Source organism: Hydrocarboniphaga sp. FW305-C-57 (assembly GCF_058783045.1).
The window spans coordinates 153,453-168,428 of sequence record NZ_JBYSYG010000007.1 but is presented as its reverse complement, the minus strand read 5'-3'; the positions used below and the strand labels follow the sequence as shown (position 1 = coordinate 168,428).

The following is a 14,976-nucleotide window of genomic DNA, read 5'->3' as shown; positions in this document are numbered from 1 at the left end:
GGCGAGCGCGTCACTGCGGAGTCGCCGCGATCGCGACGTCCGCGACACCAGCCAGACGCGCCTGATCCATGACTTCGACGAGCACGCCGGCGCGCGCCTCGCGATCGGCCTGCACGACGACCGCGGCTTTCGGGCGCTCGCGCTTCATGCGCTCGATCTCGCCGCGCAGCCTACGAATGTCGACGTGCTCGCGATCGATCCAGATTTCATTGTTCGCCGAGACCGCGACGAAGATGCTGCCCTGGTCCTCGGGCTTGGCGGTCTTGGCCGCGGGCCGGTTCACGCGGATGCCGGATTCGTGTACGAAGGCCGCCGCGATGATGAAGAAGATCAGCAGGTTCATGACGAAATCGAGCATCGGCGCGAGATCGATCGCCGAGTCTTCATGCATTTCAGCGCGACGACGAAGCTTCATGGCGTCGCATCCAGCAGCTCGTTGAGCCTAGCGGTTTCGAGCTTTACGCGAGAGCCGAGCAGATGCGCGCAGAACAAGCCGAGCAGGCTCACGACGAGACCGGCCATGGTCGCGATCATCGCATGCGAAATGCCGTCGGCCATCGCGCGCGTATCGGCGCTGCGCGCGGCCGTCATCGCATCGAACACCTGCAGCATGCCGACGACGGTGCCGAGCAGGCCGAGCAGCGGACTCATCGGCACCATCACGCGAATGATCGGCAGGCCGCTTTCCATGGCCAGCCGCAACTCGGACACCATCGCGGTGCGAATGCGCTGCGCGGTCCAAGAGCCGCGTTCATCGCGCTCGCGCCACTCGCGCACGCAGGCCTTGCGCAGCTGCGGATAGATGCGCAGCAGAAACCAGGCACGTTCGAGCACGAGCGTCCACATCACGAGCGCACACAGCACGATCCAGCCGACCACCCAGCCGCCCAGATCGAGGAACTCGTCGAACTGGCGATACGGAATCAGCAGCGTCTCAAGCATGCGCAGTACGCGAGCGCCGCGCCTCGATCTGACGCGCGAGCATGCCGGCCGCCTGCTCGTCGAGAATCTGCGTGAGCACGCGCGAACGCGCGCCGAGGAAGCTGTTCGCGAACAGCAGTGGAATCGCGATCAGCAGGCCGAGCACGGTCGCGACCATCGCATGCGAAATGCCGCCGGCCATGACTTTCGGATCGCCGGAGCCGAGTTCGGTGATGACCTGGAAGGTCATGATCATGCCGACCACGGTGCCGAGCAGGCCGAGCAGCGGGCCCGCCGCGACGATCATGCGCAGCAGCGATTGATAGCGTTCGAGCTTGGGTGTCTCGCGCAGCACCGCTTCGGCGAGGCGCGTTTCGATCGCTTCGGTATCGAGCGTCCGCAGGCTGTCGGGCGATTCGCCGCGCAGGCAGCCGAGCACGCGGCCGAGCGGATTGTCGTCGCGCGGGTTGCCCAGATCGCGCAGCTGCGCTCCGACTTTCTGGCCGACCAGCAGCAGATAGACGAGCTGATGGATCGCGAGCGCCGCGCCGACCAGACCGATCGCGATGATCACGTAGCCGACCGCTCCGGCCTGGTGAACACGCTCGGACAGCGCGGGCCGCTCGGCCGCAAGCCGCAGCAGCGCGCCGCGCGAAGGATCGACGAGGATGTCGGCGAGCGGCTCTTCGCCGAAGTCGCCGATCAGCCCGGTGAAATCCGAAGGCTGGCGCGGCAGCGCGGTGAGCTGGCCGGTGCCCGGTTCGATCGCCAGATAACGTCCGTCCGCGAATGCGGAGAACGCGCCGATGCGCGTGACCTCGGCCTGCTGCGGCTCGCCGGCGTCGTCGAACACCTGCGCCTTGAAGCGTGCAACCTTGCCGTTCTCGGCGATCTCCTGCGCATACAGGAACCAGAGCTTCTCGATCTGATCGACGCCGGGCAGTTCACGCGCCTGCGCGAGCTGGTCGAGATCGGCGCTGCGCGTCGGCAGCTGCGGCGTCACGAGCGAATCCTGCGCCTGCGCCTTGAGCGCGCCGGCCGCATCGGACACCGCCGAGAAAATCTGCGCACTGTCGCCGACGCGGCCCTGCAGCTGCTGCTTGAGCGCGGCGATGCCGGCCTGCGCCGCGTCGTAGCGCGACTTGGCCTGCTTGGCCCGCGCATCGGCGGCGTTGCGCGCGGCTTCGGCCTCGGCGAGCAGCTGCGCCTGCTGGTTCTTGTCGCGCAGGAAACGCGCCTCGCGCTCCTGGTTGGTCTTCGACATCTGCTGCGAGCCTTCGCGAATCTGGTCGAGCAGACGATCGAGCCCTTGCGCCGGTTTCGCCGCCTGCGGCACCGGAGCCGCGTTCTGCGCGAGCGCGGAGCCGATGCTCAAACCGCAGAGCGCAAAGGCGAACATCGCATTGCGCAGGTTCATGGCTGCGCTCCGGCATGCAGCGCCGCAGTCGGCACCGGCAGCCGCAGCAGATCGGGCGCGAGCGTTTCGCGCGCCATGCGCAGGCCGCGGCGAATCTGCGCGATCTCGCCGCCGTCGAGCTTGTCCCAGCGCTTTTGCGCCGCGTTCCACCAGCCGGCCTCGCGGCCGTCGATGCTCAGGTAGTACAGCGCGGTGCGGCCGACGCGCAGCACGTCGACCGAGCGGTTCTCGACCTGCGTGCGCTCGGCGCCGAGCGTGCGGCCGTATTCGGCTTCGATCTGGTAGGCCTCGAGAATGCGCTTGAACTTGTCGACGTTGCTCGCCGACGGATCGGCCATCAGCCGCTTGATGCCGGCGATGCGATCGCGCCGCTCCTGCTGCAGGAACGGCAGGTCTTCGGCCAGGATGGCTTCGAGCCCCTGCGTCATGCGCAGCATCAGCGGCAGCAGCTCGCGCTCGGTGCGATCGACCTCGGCGAGCTGGCGCTGCAGCGAATCGCGCTCGGCCTCCTGGCCGCTCGCGAGCTCTTCGAGCTGCTCGGCATACACCTTGAGCTGCTGCGACTGCCAGGTGGCGGCCCGATAGCGTTCGAGCATCTGCCGGGTCTGGTCGTCGAGCGCATCGATACGCGACTGCGAGGCCCGGGCGCCGCGATTGGCCTCGACCGTCGCATTGATCGCCTGCCCGACCGGATCGGCGCCGGACGCCGTCATCGGCGCGGCCACCGCCAGGCTCACCACCCAAACGCTGCACCAAACCGCCACTCGGGGTTTCGCCAACACTGCGCTTCCTCGCTTCGACGCACACCTCATCGCGCTCTTCGGGTGATGCATCCGGCGCGTCGGGCTCTGCAATCGGGCAAGATTCTTATTGCTGTCGAGGCTTGTCAACGCATACGCAGCGACCGACAAACGCATGCAAGTGTTGGCTGCCGCTAGAATTCCAGCCCCGCCCCAAGCCAAGGATCGCCCGATGAGCAGCCCTCTCAAGTTCTCCGACCTCGTCGCCGAGGCGCGCAGCCGCGTCCGCGAAATCCGCCCCACCGAACTGGCGGCCGAACTCGCGGCCACGCCGGGCGCCAAACTCATCGATACACGCGAGGAAAGCGAATTCGCCGCCGGCCACCTGAAGGGCGCCGAGCACATCGGCAAGGGCGTGATCGAACGCGACATCGAGGTCAAGTACCCCGATCGCAGCACCCCGCTTTACCTGTACTGCGGAGGCGGCTCGCGCTCGGCGCTGGCGGCCGACAACCTCAAGCGCATGGGCTACGACAAGGTCGTCAACGTCGACGGCGGCTGGCGCGCGCTCAAGGATCTGCTGCCGGTCGAGTAAGCCGGCTCGCGTCCGATGACTTCCCCGGCGCCTCCCAGCCCGAACCTGCAGCCGGCCCGCTGGCGCTTCGGCGACAGCGAGCTCGACGAGTTCCGGCTCGAGATCCTGCATCTCGGCGAAGTCGTGCCGCTGGAGGCCAAGGCGCTCGAACTGCTGCGCCAGTTCGTGCGCCATCCGGGCGAGGTCCTGACCAAGGACGAGCTCATGGAAGCCGTCTGGCCCGGCCGCGTGCTCAGCGAATCGGTGCTCGCGCGCGCCGTTTCGCTGCTGCGCAAGGCGCTGGCCGACAGCTCGCAGACGCTGATCCGGACCGTTCACGGCTACGGCTACCGCTTCGACGCGGCGGTCGAGCGGCTCACGCCGATCAAGACCCAGTCCGCGCCGACGCTGCACCTGCAAGCCGGACAGAAGCCGCCGCTGCGACCGAACTGGCAGCTCGTCGAGCGGCTCGGCGAAGGGCGCAACGAAACCTGGCTCGCCGTGCACGACAAGACGCGCGAGCGCCGCGTGTTCAAGTTCGCCGGCGACAGCATCGGCCTGTCGACGCTCAAGCGCGAAATCACGCTGCAACGCCTGCTGATCGAAAGCCTCGGTAACCAGGCGGCCGTGGTGGCGGTGCTCGACTGGAACCTGCAGGAAGCGCCCTACTTCATCGAAACCGAATGGTGCTCGGGCGGCAGTCTCGAACGCTGGCTCGGCGCCAACGCCCATGCGCCCGTCGAGACACGCATCGATCTGGTGGCCCAGGCCGCCGAGGCACTCGCGGCCGCGCACGCTGTGGGCGTGCTGCACAAGGACGTCAAGCCGCAGAACCTGCTGATCGTCGAGCAGGCCGGCGAACCGCGTGTGCGGCTCGCCGATTTCGGCAGCGGCCTGCTGATCGACGACACGCGGCTGCAAAGCCTGTCGATAACCCGCCTCGGACTCACGCGCCGCGACGACGAGGCCAGCAGCGGCTCGGGCTCGCTGCTGTACCTGGCGCCCGAAATCGTCGCCGGCCAGCCGGCCACGCTCAAGAGCGACGTCTATGCGCTCGGCGTGCTGCTGTTCCAGCTCATCGTCGGCGACCTGCGCCGCCCGCTCGCGCCGGGCTGGGAGCGCGACATCGCCGACCCGCTGCTGCGCGAGGACATCGCGGCCGCGGCCGAGCTCGATCCGGCGCGCCGGCTGGCCGACGCGGCCGCGCTCGCGCAGCGCCTGCGCGGACTTTCACGGCGTCGCTGGGAACTCGACAACCAGCGCATCGAGGCCGAGCGCCTGGAAGCCGCGCGGCGCCAGCTCGAGAGCTGGAAAGCCAAGCGCGGCTGGATCGGCGGCGCATTCGCGGCCCTGGTCGCCGGCCTCGCCGTCAGCACCTGGCTCTATGTCGACGCCCGCACGGCGCGCGATGCTGCACGGCAGGCCGAGGCCGAATCGAGCGCGGTGAACCAGTTCCTGCTCAAGGACCTGCTCGCGGCCACCGATCCAGAACTCAACGGCAGCGCCAACATCAGCGTGCGCGAGCTGCTCGATCTCGCCGCGACACGAGCCGGACAGCGCCTGCGGACCCAGCCCGAAGTCGAGGCCACCGTGCGCCGTGCGCTCGGCAACGCCATGTATGGATTCAGCGACTTCGCCAAGGCCGAGCCGCAGTACCGGCAGGCGATCCGCCTGCTCGGCGACGGCACGAGCGACCCTGCGCTCGCGAGCGGCCTGCATCTGGATCTGTCGAAGACGCTCGTCGAACTCGAGCGCTTCGAGGCGGCTGAGCAGGAGGCACAGGCCGCGTTCGAGATCGCCGAGGCGGCGAAGCTTCCGCTCGAAACGCTGAGCGCGAAGAGTCAGCTCGCCTACCTGGAGTTCGCGGCCAACCGCTTCGCCGACGCGCTCGCGAGCTTCGAACGCCTGGGCGTCGAGGCGGCCCGCATCCTGCCCGCGGACGATGCGCAGCTGCTGCAGATCGCGCGTTACCGCACCGATGCCATCTGCGAGCTCGGACGCCTGCAGGAGTGCATCGCCGAGTACCGCCAGATTCTCGATGCCACGCTCAAGACCCGCTCGCCCAAGCATCCGGAAGTGCTCAACACCCGGCGCATGCTCGCCGCAGCGCTGATCGTCACCGGCCAGCGCAAACAGGCGATCGCATTGCTGGAGAGCCTGCTGCGCGACGCCGAGGAAGCGCTCGGCCCGGTCAGCCGGCTCACGCTCGGCATCGCGCACGATCTGGCCGTCGCGCTCAATTACGAAGGCCAGCAGGAGCGGGCCCTGCGGATCTTCGAGCGCGTCCTGCCCGAGCAGTCGGCGCTGCTGGGCCCGTCTCACACCGACACTCTGGTGACCAAGTCCGGCCTCGCCTCGGTCTACAGCAAGCTCGGACGCAAGGACGAGGCGCTCAGGATTTCGAAGGAGATCATGGACGCCCAGATCGCCCGCTTCGGCAGCAGCGCGACGGTATCGCTGATCGCCATGCACAACACGGCGCGCGACCTGCAGGAAGTCGGCCGCTGGCAGGACGCCGCCGATACCGAGCAGGCCGCGCTGGCCGCGGCGCGCCAGAGCAGCCTGCCCGACGATCACTACCTGCGCTCGGTGATGACCTACAGCTACGCCCGCAGCGTCGGCCACCTGGGCCGCTACTCCGAGGCCGAAACCCTGTTCGAACAGGCCGAGAAGCAGCTCGAATCCCTGCCGAACATCGATCCCCGCTATCTGGCGATGGCCGCCGACTTCCGCAACGAGATTCTGGAACTCGCAAAGAAAAGCGGCGCAGGGTCGCTGCGCCGCTGAGGCCAGACCGGCCGGCGCCCGCAGGCGCCTGCCGCAATGCCGGAGCCGATCAGCCCTTGGTCTGCGGGCGGACGATCACGCTCTCGAGATTCGCCTTGACCTCGTGCGCGTTGAACGCCTTGGGATCGTTGGCCGGCTTCTCACCCTTGAAGACGAGGATGTTGGCCTGGGCCTGGTACTCGGTACGCGGAATCGAGGTGCCCGTGCTGCCACCCCAGCCCCAACCCGGCCCGCCCCAGGGCCCCCAGTAGTACGAGCCGAAGCCGCCGCCGAAGGTCTGCGAATAGCTGGTCTGCGAATCGGTGTTGTTGTCGGCGAGCACGAAGTAGTCGTAGCCGTTCTGCAGCGTCACCTCGGCCGAGCGGTACAGCAGGTAGTTCTCGACCGTCTGCCGCGGGGTGATCGAATTGCCCGCGAAGGTGATCTTGTAGCGGTTCGATTCGAGCCGCTGCTCGGCATAGCCGCTGCCGCTCTTGCCAAGCGGTTGATACGGCGTCGCGGTTGCGCAAGCCGCTAGTGCCAGGGCAAGGCCGGTCGTGAGTGCGCCTGGGAGGAAGGTACGCATGGAGGACTCCTGAGAAAGCTTTTTCGTCGCTGGGCGGAAGTGCCGTGTGGCGATTATCTGACAGCGAAAGCGCGCTCGGGGTTTCGGTTCAGCTGCAATTCGGTTAGCACCCGCAAAGCCGTCATGACCCAACATGACCATACGTTACGGCGACGACCTCGATTTCGGATTCACCGCCGGGCAGCAGCACCTTGAACACATCGCCCTCCGACTTGCCGAGCAGGGCACGGGCGAGCGGTGAATCGACGCTGATGTCGCCCGCCGCGATTCCCACTTCGTCGGGGCCGACGATGCGGTAGTGCCGGCTGTCCCCGGTCTCGTCGGCCAACTCCACGCGCGCGCCGAAAAACACGCGAGAGGTTTCGTCCGGAACGCGCTCGACGACCTTCAGGTCCGGCAGCCGGACCTGCAGATAGCGCACGCGCCGGTCGATCTCGCGCAGTTCCTTCTTGCGGTACTGATACTCGGCGTTCTCAGAGCGATCGCCCTCGGCCGCCGCGGCGGCGAGGGCTTTGACCACTTCGGGCCGGCGCCGGCTCCAGAGCTCTTCGTACTCGGCCCGCAGGCGGGCATAGCCTTCGGGAGTGATGTACAGCGAGGATTTTTCGCTCGGAGGACGCCAGCGGCTCATCAGTGTCGTGCTTGTCAGACTTCGGGCAGATCGTCGGGAACGAAGAAGTCGATCATGAACTTCGTGTTGCCCGGCACCGCAGCATAGCGTGAGAAATCGCGCACGCCAGCCTCGTGCAGCACGAGGTCGTCGATGCAGAAGTGGCCGGTGAATTCGCGGCTCGACCTGGACAGGATCACGTGCGCCGCGTCGGCCATGATCTCGGGCGTGCGCGACTGCTTCATGAGCGCATCACCGCCGATCAGGTTGATCGCGGCGGTAGCGATGGCCGTGCGCGGCCACAGCGAATTGGCGGCGATGCCGGCCTTGCGGAACTCCTCCGCCCAGCCGAGCGTGCACAGGCTCATGCCGTACTTGGCCATCGAATAGGCCACGTGCGGAGCGAACCACTTGGTCTTCATCTCGAGCGGCGGAGACAAGGTGAGAATGTGCGGATTGGCGGATTTCTTCAGGTGCGGAATACAGGCGCGCCCGACCAGATAGGTGCCGCGCGCATTGATGCCGTTCATGAGGTCGTACTTCTTCATGTCGGTTTCGAGCGTGCCGGTCAGCGAGATCGCACTCGCGTTGTTGACGAGGATGTCGATGCCGCCGAAGCGCTCGATGGTCCTGGCGATCGCGGCCTGCACCTGCTCCTCGTCGCGGATGTCGCACTGCACGGCCAGGCCCTTGCCGCCGGCCTTCTCGATCGCTTCGACGGCCGTGTGGATCGTGCCTTCGAGCTTGGGATGCGCCTCCGCGGTCTTGGCCGCGATCGTCACGTTGGCGCCGTCCCTGGCGGCGCGCTCGGCGATCGCCAGGCCGATGCCGCGGCTGCCGCCGGTGATGAACAAGGTCTTTCCGGCCAGCGGACGGCTGGCTTCGGTCTTCCCGGCCAGCGGCTTGTCGCTCGTGCTCATGTACGTCTCCTCAAGTGGGTGTAGGCAAATTCGGTTCTAGGTTCGGCCGCGGCTCGCCGTCCTGCAGCATCGCGGTGGCACGCGCGAGGCGTTCGGCCTGGACCCGGTTCAGGTTGCGGAACACGGTCGCGGCGATGCGCGGATAACGGCGACGCAGGCGCTCCAGATCCTGCGAATCGAAGCGCAGCACGCGCAGCGGCGTGGCCGCCAGCACGTTGGCCGTGCGTCGCTGGCCGAAGTATCCCGCCTCTCCGAGCACCGTGCCGCGCCCCAGGCGGGCGAGGACTTTTTTCTGGCTGGCCTGATCGATCCAGACTTCGATCTCGCCATCGACGATCACGTACATGTCGCGCGCCTGGTCGCCCCGACGAATCACGGTCGCCCCGGCCTCGTGGCGCTCGAGCCTCGAAATGAGCGCGAAGACCCTCGCCTGGCGCAGCGAAAGCCCGGCCAGCAGCGGAATGGTGTGCTGAGGCGACTGGCCGAGATCGACGCGCAGCACGTCCCACAAGGTGACGATCTTGAGCTTGGTGGCCAGCGCCGGCGTCAGCGTGATCTCCGACACCCAGGCGATGAACAGCGTGAACGATGCGAGCAGGCCGAACTGCACCTGGCTGCGCAGCTCGCTGCCCGCGAACATCAGCAGGCCCGCGCACAGTGCGAGCGTATTGAGCGAAGTCGGCCGCAGCGAATGCGCGAGCGCCGCCTCCATCGCCTTGCGCTCGTTGCCGAGACTGCGCGCGAGGCTGTTGAAGCGTGCGAGAAAATGCACGGTGTCATCCACCGCGATGCCGAGCACGATGCTCGCGATCAGGCTGTTGGTCGGGTTCAGCGGAATATCGAGCAGGCGCAGGAAGCCGAAGTACACCGCCACCGGCAGCAGGTTCGGCAGCAAGGCCCAGAGCCCGGCGCGCGGCGACATGAACATGAAGGCGAGCAAGGCCCAGATCACGAAGCTCGCGGCCGCGAGCGAAACCCACTGGCCGCTGCCGATCGCTTCGACCGTACGCGTCGCGAGCACCGAGCTTCCGGTGAGCTGGCCATCGAGCGCGGGCGGCAGCTCGCGCAGGCGCTGCTCGGTGCGTTCGACGAAGCGCGCGATCTCGGCCGAGTCGTTGACGTTGAGCCGCACCGAGATCAGCGCCTCGCGATAACGCGGATCGACGAAGCGACGAATCTGTTCGCCACCACCGAAGACCAGCAATTGCTTGATCGCGGCGGCCGAGTCCGGAATCGCATAAGCCGCCGCATCGCCTTCGCTCATGCTTTGGTTGATGAGCTTGACGTGATCGACGTACGAAACCGCCGCACCGACTTCGGGCTGCTCGCGCAGCCAGTTCTGCAAGCCGTCGATGGCCTGCAGCAGCTCCGGCTGCGTGAGCGCATCGTTGAGATGACTGTCGATGTGCACCGACACCAGGTTCGCACCGTTGAAGATACGGTTGATCGCCTCGTAGTCCTGCCGCGCCGGATGGCTCGCAACGAAGCCCTTGACGTAGTCGGTGCCGATCGGAATGCCGGTCGCGAGCCACAGATCGAGCGGCACCATGATCAGCGCGACCAGGATGATGCGGCCGCGCCAGCGCGTATCGAAGCGCGCGAGGATCGGTGCGAAGCGCTCCGCGAGCCGCTGGCCGAGCTGGCGATGCTCGCGGCGTCCGCAGTGCAGTACTGCGAGCGTCGCCGGCATGAAGAACAAGGTCAGCACGAACAGATACGCGACACCGAGCACCGACAACCAGACGAATTGCTGGATCGCCGGCAGCGCATTGAACAGCAGCGCGAGAAAGCCCGCGATCGTCGTCGCGGTGGCGAGCAGCAGCGGCGCCGCGAGCTCGCGCATCACGTGCTGTGTGCGCTTGCGGCGCTCGTCCGGCGTCTGCGCGGCTTCGGCGAAGAAATCGGACAGCAGGTGAATGTTGTAGGCCAGACCGAGCGTGATCACGAGCGGCGGCGTGATGACGGTGACGACGTTGAGCGGAATGCCGAGCGCGGCCGCGCTCGCGAGCGTCCAGACCAGCGCGGTACTCACGCAGACCAGCGCCGCAAGCGTCGCCCGCACCGAGCGGAACGCGAACAGCAGCAGGCCGACGATCAATGCATAGATCGTCGGGATCGTGAACGACAGCGTATCGATCAACGCGGTGGTCGTGGCGCTACGAATGACCGGCGCACCGGTGACCCGGATCTCGGCGCTGTGCGTCTGCTCGGCCGCGATCTGGCGAATGCGATCGGCGTAATGCTCGTGCAGGAAGCGGGCTTCGTCGACGCCGTCGAACGAGATGACGAACGCGGCATAGCGTCCGTCGTCCGATACCAGGCTGCCGTGATAGATCGGGTTGGTCTTCAGCGCCTGCTCGAGCGCCCCGATGCCCTGCGGATCGGCGGCGGCTTGTTCGGTGAAGCTGCCGACCTCGATGTCTTCGCCCGAGGCGAGCAGGTTCGGTGCCGTGGCGATCGAGAACACCGAGGCGACGCCACCCAGGCGCTTCAGCGCATCGCTGAGCCTGGCGATCGCGGCGAGGTTCGCGGGCGTCCAGACCGGATCGAAGCGCACCGCGAGCAGCACCGCGTCGGTATCGCCGAAGGTCTGCCGCAGGTGTTCGTAATTGAGGCGGTCGGCGTCGTCGGCCGGCAGCAGCTTCTCGGTCGACGGATCGATGCCGAGCCGCAGCCGACCGTGCTCGTCGAAACACGAAAGCGCGGCGAAAACCGTGATGACGGCCACGACCAGCAGCGGCACCCAGGGCCAGCGTGCGATGCGTTCGGCGATGCGCTCCAGCAAGGCGTCTTTCTTCTAGTTCGCGAGCTGGAAGCTGCGCGGGTTGAAGTAGTTGTTCGCCAGCGATTCGAGGCTCTTCACGCCCGAGAGCTCGATCTGCGTGCGCGTTCCGCCGCCGATGTCTTCCATCAGCGCCTTGCTCGCATACCAATGTGGACCGGCCTGCTTGAGATCCGCCGGCTTGACCGTATAGCGCTTGCGCACTTGCTGCTCGTTAATGAACTCCGCCTTGAGCGGCACGCAGCTTTGCTTGTCAACCCAGCTGCGGATGCCGCTGAACTGCGACTGCTGCTGCGCGTCGGGCCTCAGCATCAGCACGTAGCTCTCGCGGTTCTCGTAGACCTCGGTCTTCTCGAGTTCGATCGCACCGCCGACGAAGGCGCCGTGAATCTGCTTGACGTCGGCATACGAAATGTCGGTGCCGAACAAGGGCGCGTCCTGCGTTCCGCCGACGATGCGCCGCGTCTTGTTGAGCGCCGGCAGGAACACGTACATCGCGTCCTGCTCGCCAGGCTTGCCCTCGCGCAGCAAGTACGCGGCCCCGCGCAGATCGAGCGGCATTTCGATCTTCATCATGCTGCGCAGCTGGCCGTTCTCACGCGCCGCGAACAGCCGGCCCCGCAGATTGCGCTCGCCGCCATTCTTGTCGATCGAGTTCAGGCTGAACTCGCGCACTTGCATCGCCGCCGGCACGTTGGCGCGCATGCAGCTTTCGATCTCCGCGACGCTGGGCACGGCCGCGTACGCCCCGCTCGCCAACAGCATGGTCAGCGCGGCCAGCGCGACCTTCACCGCCTCGTATGCTCGCATCGCTCTCCCCGGCGCTCCGCTTTCGCGCGACAGCTTAGCCGGTTAGCCGCGGACGATCTTGAACCGCCGATCAGGCGCCCGTGACCCGGGCCGCCACACGGGCGATCGCCGCTTCGAGCGCGGCCAGCGGAGCGGTCGATCCGGTCTGGTACACCGCCACCACGAGCGGCGGGCGCTCGCCCGGTGGCCAGTAGACGCCGATGTCATGAGTGCTACCGCGCGGACCGGTGCCGGTCTTGCTGGCCAGACGCCAGCCCGCCGGCAATGCCGCTCTCAGTCGGCGGTCGCTGGTCTGGGTGGCTTCCATCCAGCGGCGCAGCTGCTCGCGGCTCGTGGTCGACAGCGCGTCGCCGAGCAGCAGCGTTTGCAGCAGGCCGGCCATCGCGCGCGGGCTGGTGGTGTCGCGCGGATCGCCCGGAATGGATTCGTTGAGCGTCGGCTCGTTGCGATCGAGCCGCGTCACGGTATCACCCAGGCCGCGCACGTACCGCGTCAGCGCGGCCGGGCCACCGAAGCTGTCGAGCAGCAGATTGCCCGCCGCGTTGTCGCTGACCGTGATCGTGGCGGCGCAGAGCTCCGCGAGCGTCATGCCGTCGCCGCCGACGCGCCGCTCGGTCACCGGCGAATGCGACAGCAGCACCTCGCGCCCAAAGCGGACGCGGCGCTGAAGCTGCTCCTGGCCAGCATCGACACGCTGCAGCACCTGCGCCGCCGCGATCCATTTGAACGTGCTGCACATCGGAAAGCGCTCATCGAGCCGGTGACCCCTCACCTGCCCACTGCCGGTATCGAGCACGGCCACGCCGAAGCGCCCGCCGACGCCGGCTTCGATGTCATGCCAGAAGGCTTCGCCGTCGCTCCGTGTCGAGCGCTGCGCGGCCAGGCCGGCCAGTGGCGACAGTGCGAAGCCGGCCAAGGCCAGGCCACGCGCGAAGTGCCGTCGCTTCATGCTGAGGGCGCGCTCGCGGTGTCGAGCGCGGCGAGTTCGTCCACCGTGAGGCGCAACCGGACCGAGCGGACCAGGCTGTCGAGCTGGCGCAGATTGGTGGCGCTCGCGATCGGTGCCGTCACTCCCGCTTGCTGGATGATCCAGGCCAGCGCGACTTCGACCGGGGCCGAGCCATGCGCCTGCGCCACCGCATCGAGCGCGGCCAGGATCCGGTGGCCGCGGGCATCGAGATAATGCGCGACGCGCGGTCCGCGCAGGCTTTGGGCGAGATCGGCCTGCGAGCGGTATTTCCCCGACAAGAAACCCGAAGCGAGACTGTAGAAGGTGATCACTCCGATCTGCTCGCGCATCACGAGATCGCGCAAGGGCCCTTCGAACTTGGCGCGATCGTAGAGGTTGTATTCGGGCTGCAGCGTCTCGTATCGAGGCAGGCCGTGCTTGGCCGCGGCATCGAGCGACGCGGCCAGCTGTTGCGCATCGAGATTGGAGGTTCCGATCGCGCGGATCTTGCCGGCCTTGAGCAGCTTGTCGTAGGCGGCGAGCGTTTCTTCGTGCGGCGTCTCCGCATCGGGCTTGTGCGACTGGTACAGGTCGATCACATCGGTCTGCAGCCTGCGCAGCGAATCTTCGACCGCACGCTCGATCCAGCGCGCGGACAAGCCCACGCAACCCTCGCCCATCTTCATGCCGACCTTGGTCATCAGCAGCACTTTGCGGCGCTTGGCCGGATTGGCCTTGAGCCACTCGCCGATGATGGTTTCTGATTCCCCGCCGCGATTGCCGGGCACCCAGTACGAGTACGAATCGGCGGTGTCGATGCCGTTGAAGCCCGCATCGACGAAGGCGTCGAGCAGATCGAAGCTGGTTTTGCGATCGCAGGTCCAGCCGAACACGTTGCCGCCGAATACCAGCGGCGCCACCGTCAGGCCGCTGCGGCCGAGCGCGCGCATCTCCATGGTCGATCTCCTCGATTTGCTGGCGCCAGACGGCACAAGGCCCGCATGGTAGCGGGCCTGGGCTCGAAGCGGTCTGCGGCAGCCCGTCGACCGTCAGGCCAGCAGTGTCGTCCCACCATAGATCGAGGCGCCGTGCAGCGTCGGCACAGGAGCGGTCGGCGCACCGGACTCCACGTCGGGCTCGTTCTCGGACGGAGCGGTCTTGTAGAGCGCGACGCAGGCTTTGGCCAGCTCGTCGGTGGCATCGAGCAGTCGGCCCTGCGCCACCTCGGGGCGATGCGCGAGCGCGACCGGAATTTCCGTGCAGGCCATCACCACCACGCTGCAACCCCGATCCCAGAGCTTCTGCGCCTGGCGCATCAGCGGCTCGACGGCCTCGGTCGTGCAGCCGGCCTTGACCAGGCCGATCGCGCGCATGACCTCGTGCTGATCGTCGCCCTGTGGCTGCAGGCTGCTGAAACCACGCTCCGCAAGATGCTGCGAATAGATTCCAGCCGCCAGCGTGCCGTGCGTGGCGAGGATGCCGATCGGTCCACGCGCCTTCGCATTGGGCTCGCGTTCGAGCACATCGCAGACCACTTCGACGATATGCAGGATCGGCAGAGGCGTAACCGCCTGCAGCGCCGCATGCCAGTAGTGCGCGGTGTTGCACGGGATGGCGATGCGTGTGGCGCCGGCGCGTTCGAGGCGGCGCACGGCGACGATCATGTCGGGGAGCGGATCCGGGCCGTTGCCGAGAATGTAAGCGGTGCGATCGGGAATGTTGCTGGCCGAGCACACGATCATCGGGATGTTCTCCTGATCGGTATCGGCGCCCGTGCAGTCGATCACTTTTTCCATGAAGTCGACCGTTGCAGCCGGCCCCATTCCACCCAACACGCCCAGCATCAGCAATCTCCTCATTCGGCTCGCTACGATGCGCTCGAGCCAAGAGAGGGTCCAATG

14 protein-coding genes are annotated in these 14,976 nt (G+C 67.2%); 2 read left to right on the top strand and 12 right to left on the bottom strand.

Annotation, left to right across the window (positions count from 1 at the left end; translation table 11 throughout):
* Positions 1 to 10: 10 nt before the first annotated feature.
* Genes AC3WUM_RS15545 through AC3WUM_RS15530 form a run of 4 tightly spaced genes read right to left on the bottom strand, consistent with a single transcriptional unit; the run spans position 11 to position 3,117 of the window.
* Complete coding sequence (locus AC3WUM_RS15545) at positions 11 to 415, bottom strand: ExbD/TolR family protein (RefSeq protein ID WP_492411222.1); 405 nt, start codon at positions 413 to 415, stop codon at positions 11 to 13.
* Positions 412 to 942, bottom strand: a complete 531-nt coding sequence (locus AC3WUM_RS15540) for a MotA/TolQ/ExbB proton channel family protein (protein ID WP_492411221.1) — start codon at positions 940 to 942, stop codon at positions 412 to 414. The genes AC3WUM_RS15545 and AC3WUM_RS15540 overlap by 4 nt, the downstream gene beginning before the upstream one ends.
* Positions 935 to 2,338 carry a MotA/TolQ/ExbB proton channel family protein gene (locus AC3WUM_RS15535; protein ID WP_492411220.1) on the bottom strand — a complete coding sequence of 468 codons (1,404 nt, stop codon included), beginning with the start codon at positions 2,336 to 2,338 and terminating at the stop codon, positions 935 to 937. The genes AC3WUM_RS15540 and AC3WUM_RS15535 overlap by 8 nt, the downstream gene beginning before the upstream one ends.
* Positions 2,335 to 3,117 carry a DUF3450 domain-containing protein gene (locus tag AC3WUM_RS15530; RefSeq protein WP_492411219.1) on the bottom strand — a complete coding sequence of 261 codons (783 nt, stop codon included), beginning with the start codon at positions 3,115 to 3,117 and terminating at the stop codon, positions 2,335 to 2,337. The genes AC3WUM_RS15535 and AC3WUM_RS15530 overlap by 4 nt, the downstream gene beginning before the upstream one ends.
* Positions 3,118 to 3,310: 193 nt before the next feature.
* Between AC3WUM_RS15530 and AC3WUM_RS15525 the strand changes: the two genes are divergently transcribed.
* Together AC3WUM_RS15525 and AC3WUM_RS15520 are read left to right on the top strand one after the other, a co-directional pair.
* Positions 3,311 to 3,673 (top strand): rhodanese-like domain-containing protein, encoded by a 363-nt coding sequence (locus tag AC3WUM_RS15525; protein ID WP_492411218.1) that lies wholly within the window; start codon positions 3,311 to 3,313, stop codon positions 3,671 to 3,673.
* Between the two features lie 15 nt (positions 3,674 to 3,688).
* Complete coding sequence (locus tag AC3WUM_RS15520; RefSeq protein ID WP_492411217.1) at positions 3,689 to 6,439, top strand: tetratricopeptide repeat protein; 2,751 nt, start codon at positions 3,689 to 3,691, stop codon at positions 6,437 to 6,439.
* A 49-nt stretch (positions 6,440 to 6,488) separates the two neighbouring features.
* On the opposite strand, the gene AC3WUM_RS15515 is transcribed toward AC3WUM_RS15520, so the two are convergent.
* The 8 genes from AC3WUM_RS15515 to cuyB all read right to left on the bottom strand — a co-directional run bounded on the left by AC3WUM_RS15515 (position 6,489) and on the right by cuyB (position 14,919).
* On the bottom strand, positions 6,489 to 7,004 hold the full coding sequence (locus tag AC3WUM_RS15515; protein WP_492411216.1) for a CC0125/CC1285 family lipoprotein: 516 nt from the start codon (positions 7,002 to 7,004) through the stop codon (positions 6,489 to 6,491).
* 121 nt (positions 7,005 to 7,125) lie between these two features.
* Positions 7,126 to 7,635 carry a transcription elongation factor GreB gene (gene greB, locus AC3WUM_RS15510; RefSeq protein WP_492411215.1) on the bottom strand — a complete coding sequence of 170 codons (510 nt, stop codon included), beginning with the start codon at positions 7,633 to 7,635 and terminating at the stop codon, positions 7,126 to 7,128.
* Positions 7,636 to 7,649: 14 nt separating this feature from the next.
* On the bottom strand, positions 7,650 to 8,534 hold the full coding sequence (locus AC3WUM_RS15505; protein WP_492411214.1) for an SDR family oxidoreductase: 885 nt from the start codon (positions 8,532 to 8,534) through the stop codon (positions 7,650 to 7,652).
* A gap of 10 nt (positions 8,535 to 8,544) precedes the next feature.
* Positions 8,545 to 11,319, bottom strand: a complete 2,775-nt coding sequence (locus tag AC3WUM_RS15500) for an MMPL family transporter (protein ID WP_492411213.1) — start codon at positions 11,317 to 11,319, stop codon at positions 8,545 to 8,547.
* A 12-nt stretch (positions 11,320 to 11,331) separates the two neighbouring features.
* Positions 11,332 to 12,126, bottom strand: coding sequence for an outer membrane lipoprotein-sorting protein (locus AC3WUM_RS15495; protein ID WP_492411212.1), 795 nt, complete (start codon positions 12,124 to 12,126; stop codon positions 11,332 to 11,334).
* A gap of 70 nt (positions 12,127 to 12,196) precedes the next feature.
* Positions 12,197 to 13,075 (bottom strand): class A beta-lactamase, encoded by an 879-nt coding sequence (gene bla, locus AC3WUM_RS15490; RefSeq protein WP_492411211.1) that lies wholly within the window; start codon positions 13,073 to 13,075, stop codon positions 12,197 to 12,199.
* Entirely contained in the window at positions 13,072 to 14,031 is a 960-nt protein-coding gene (locus AC3WUM_RS15485; protein ID WP_492411210.1) for an aldo/keto reductase, read from the bottom strand. The genes bla and AC3WUM_RS15485 overlap by 4 nt, the downstream gene beginning before the upstream one ends.
* A 93-nt stretch (positions 14,032 to 14,124) precedes the next feature.
* Positions 14,125 to 14,919: a cysteate racemase gene (gene cuyB, locus AC3WUM_RS15480; RefSeq protein ID WP_492411209.1), complete on the bottom strand. Its 795-nt coding sequence runs from the start codon at positions 14,917 to 14,919 to the stop codon at positions 14,125 to 14,127.
* Positions 14,920 to 14,976 lie beyond the last annotated feature (57 nt).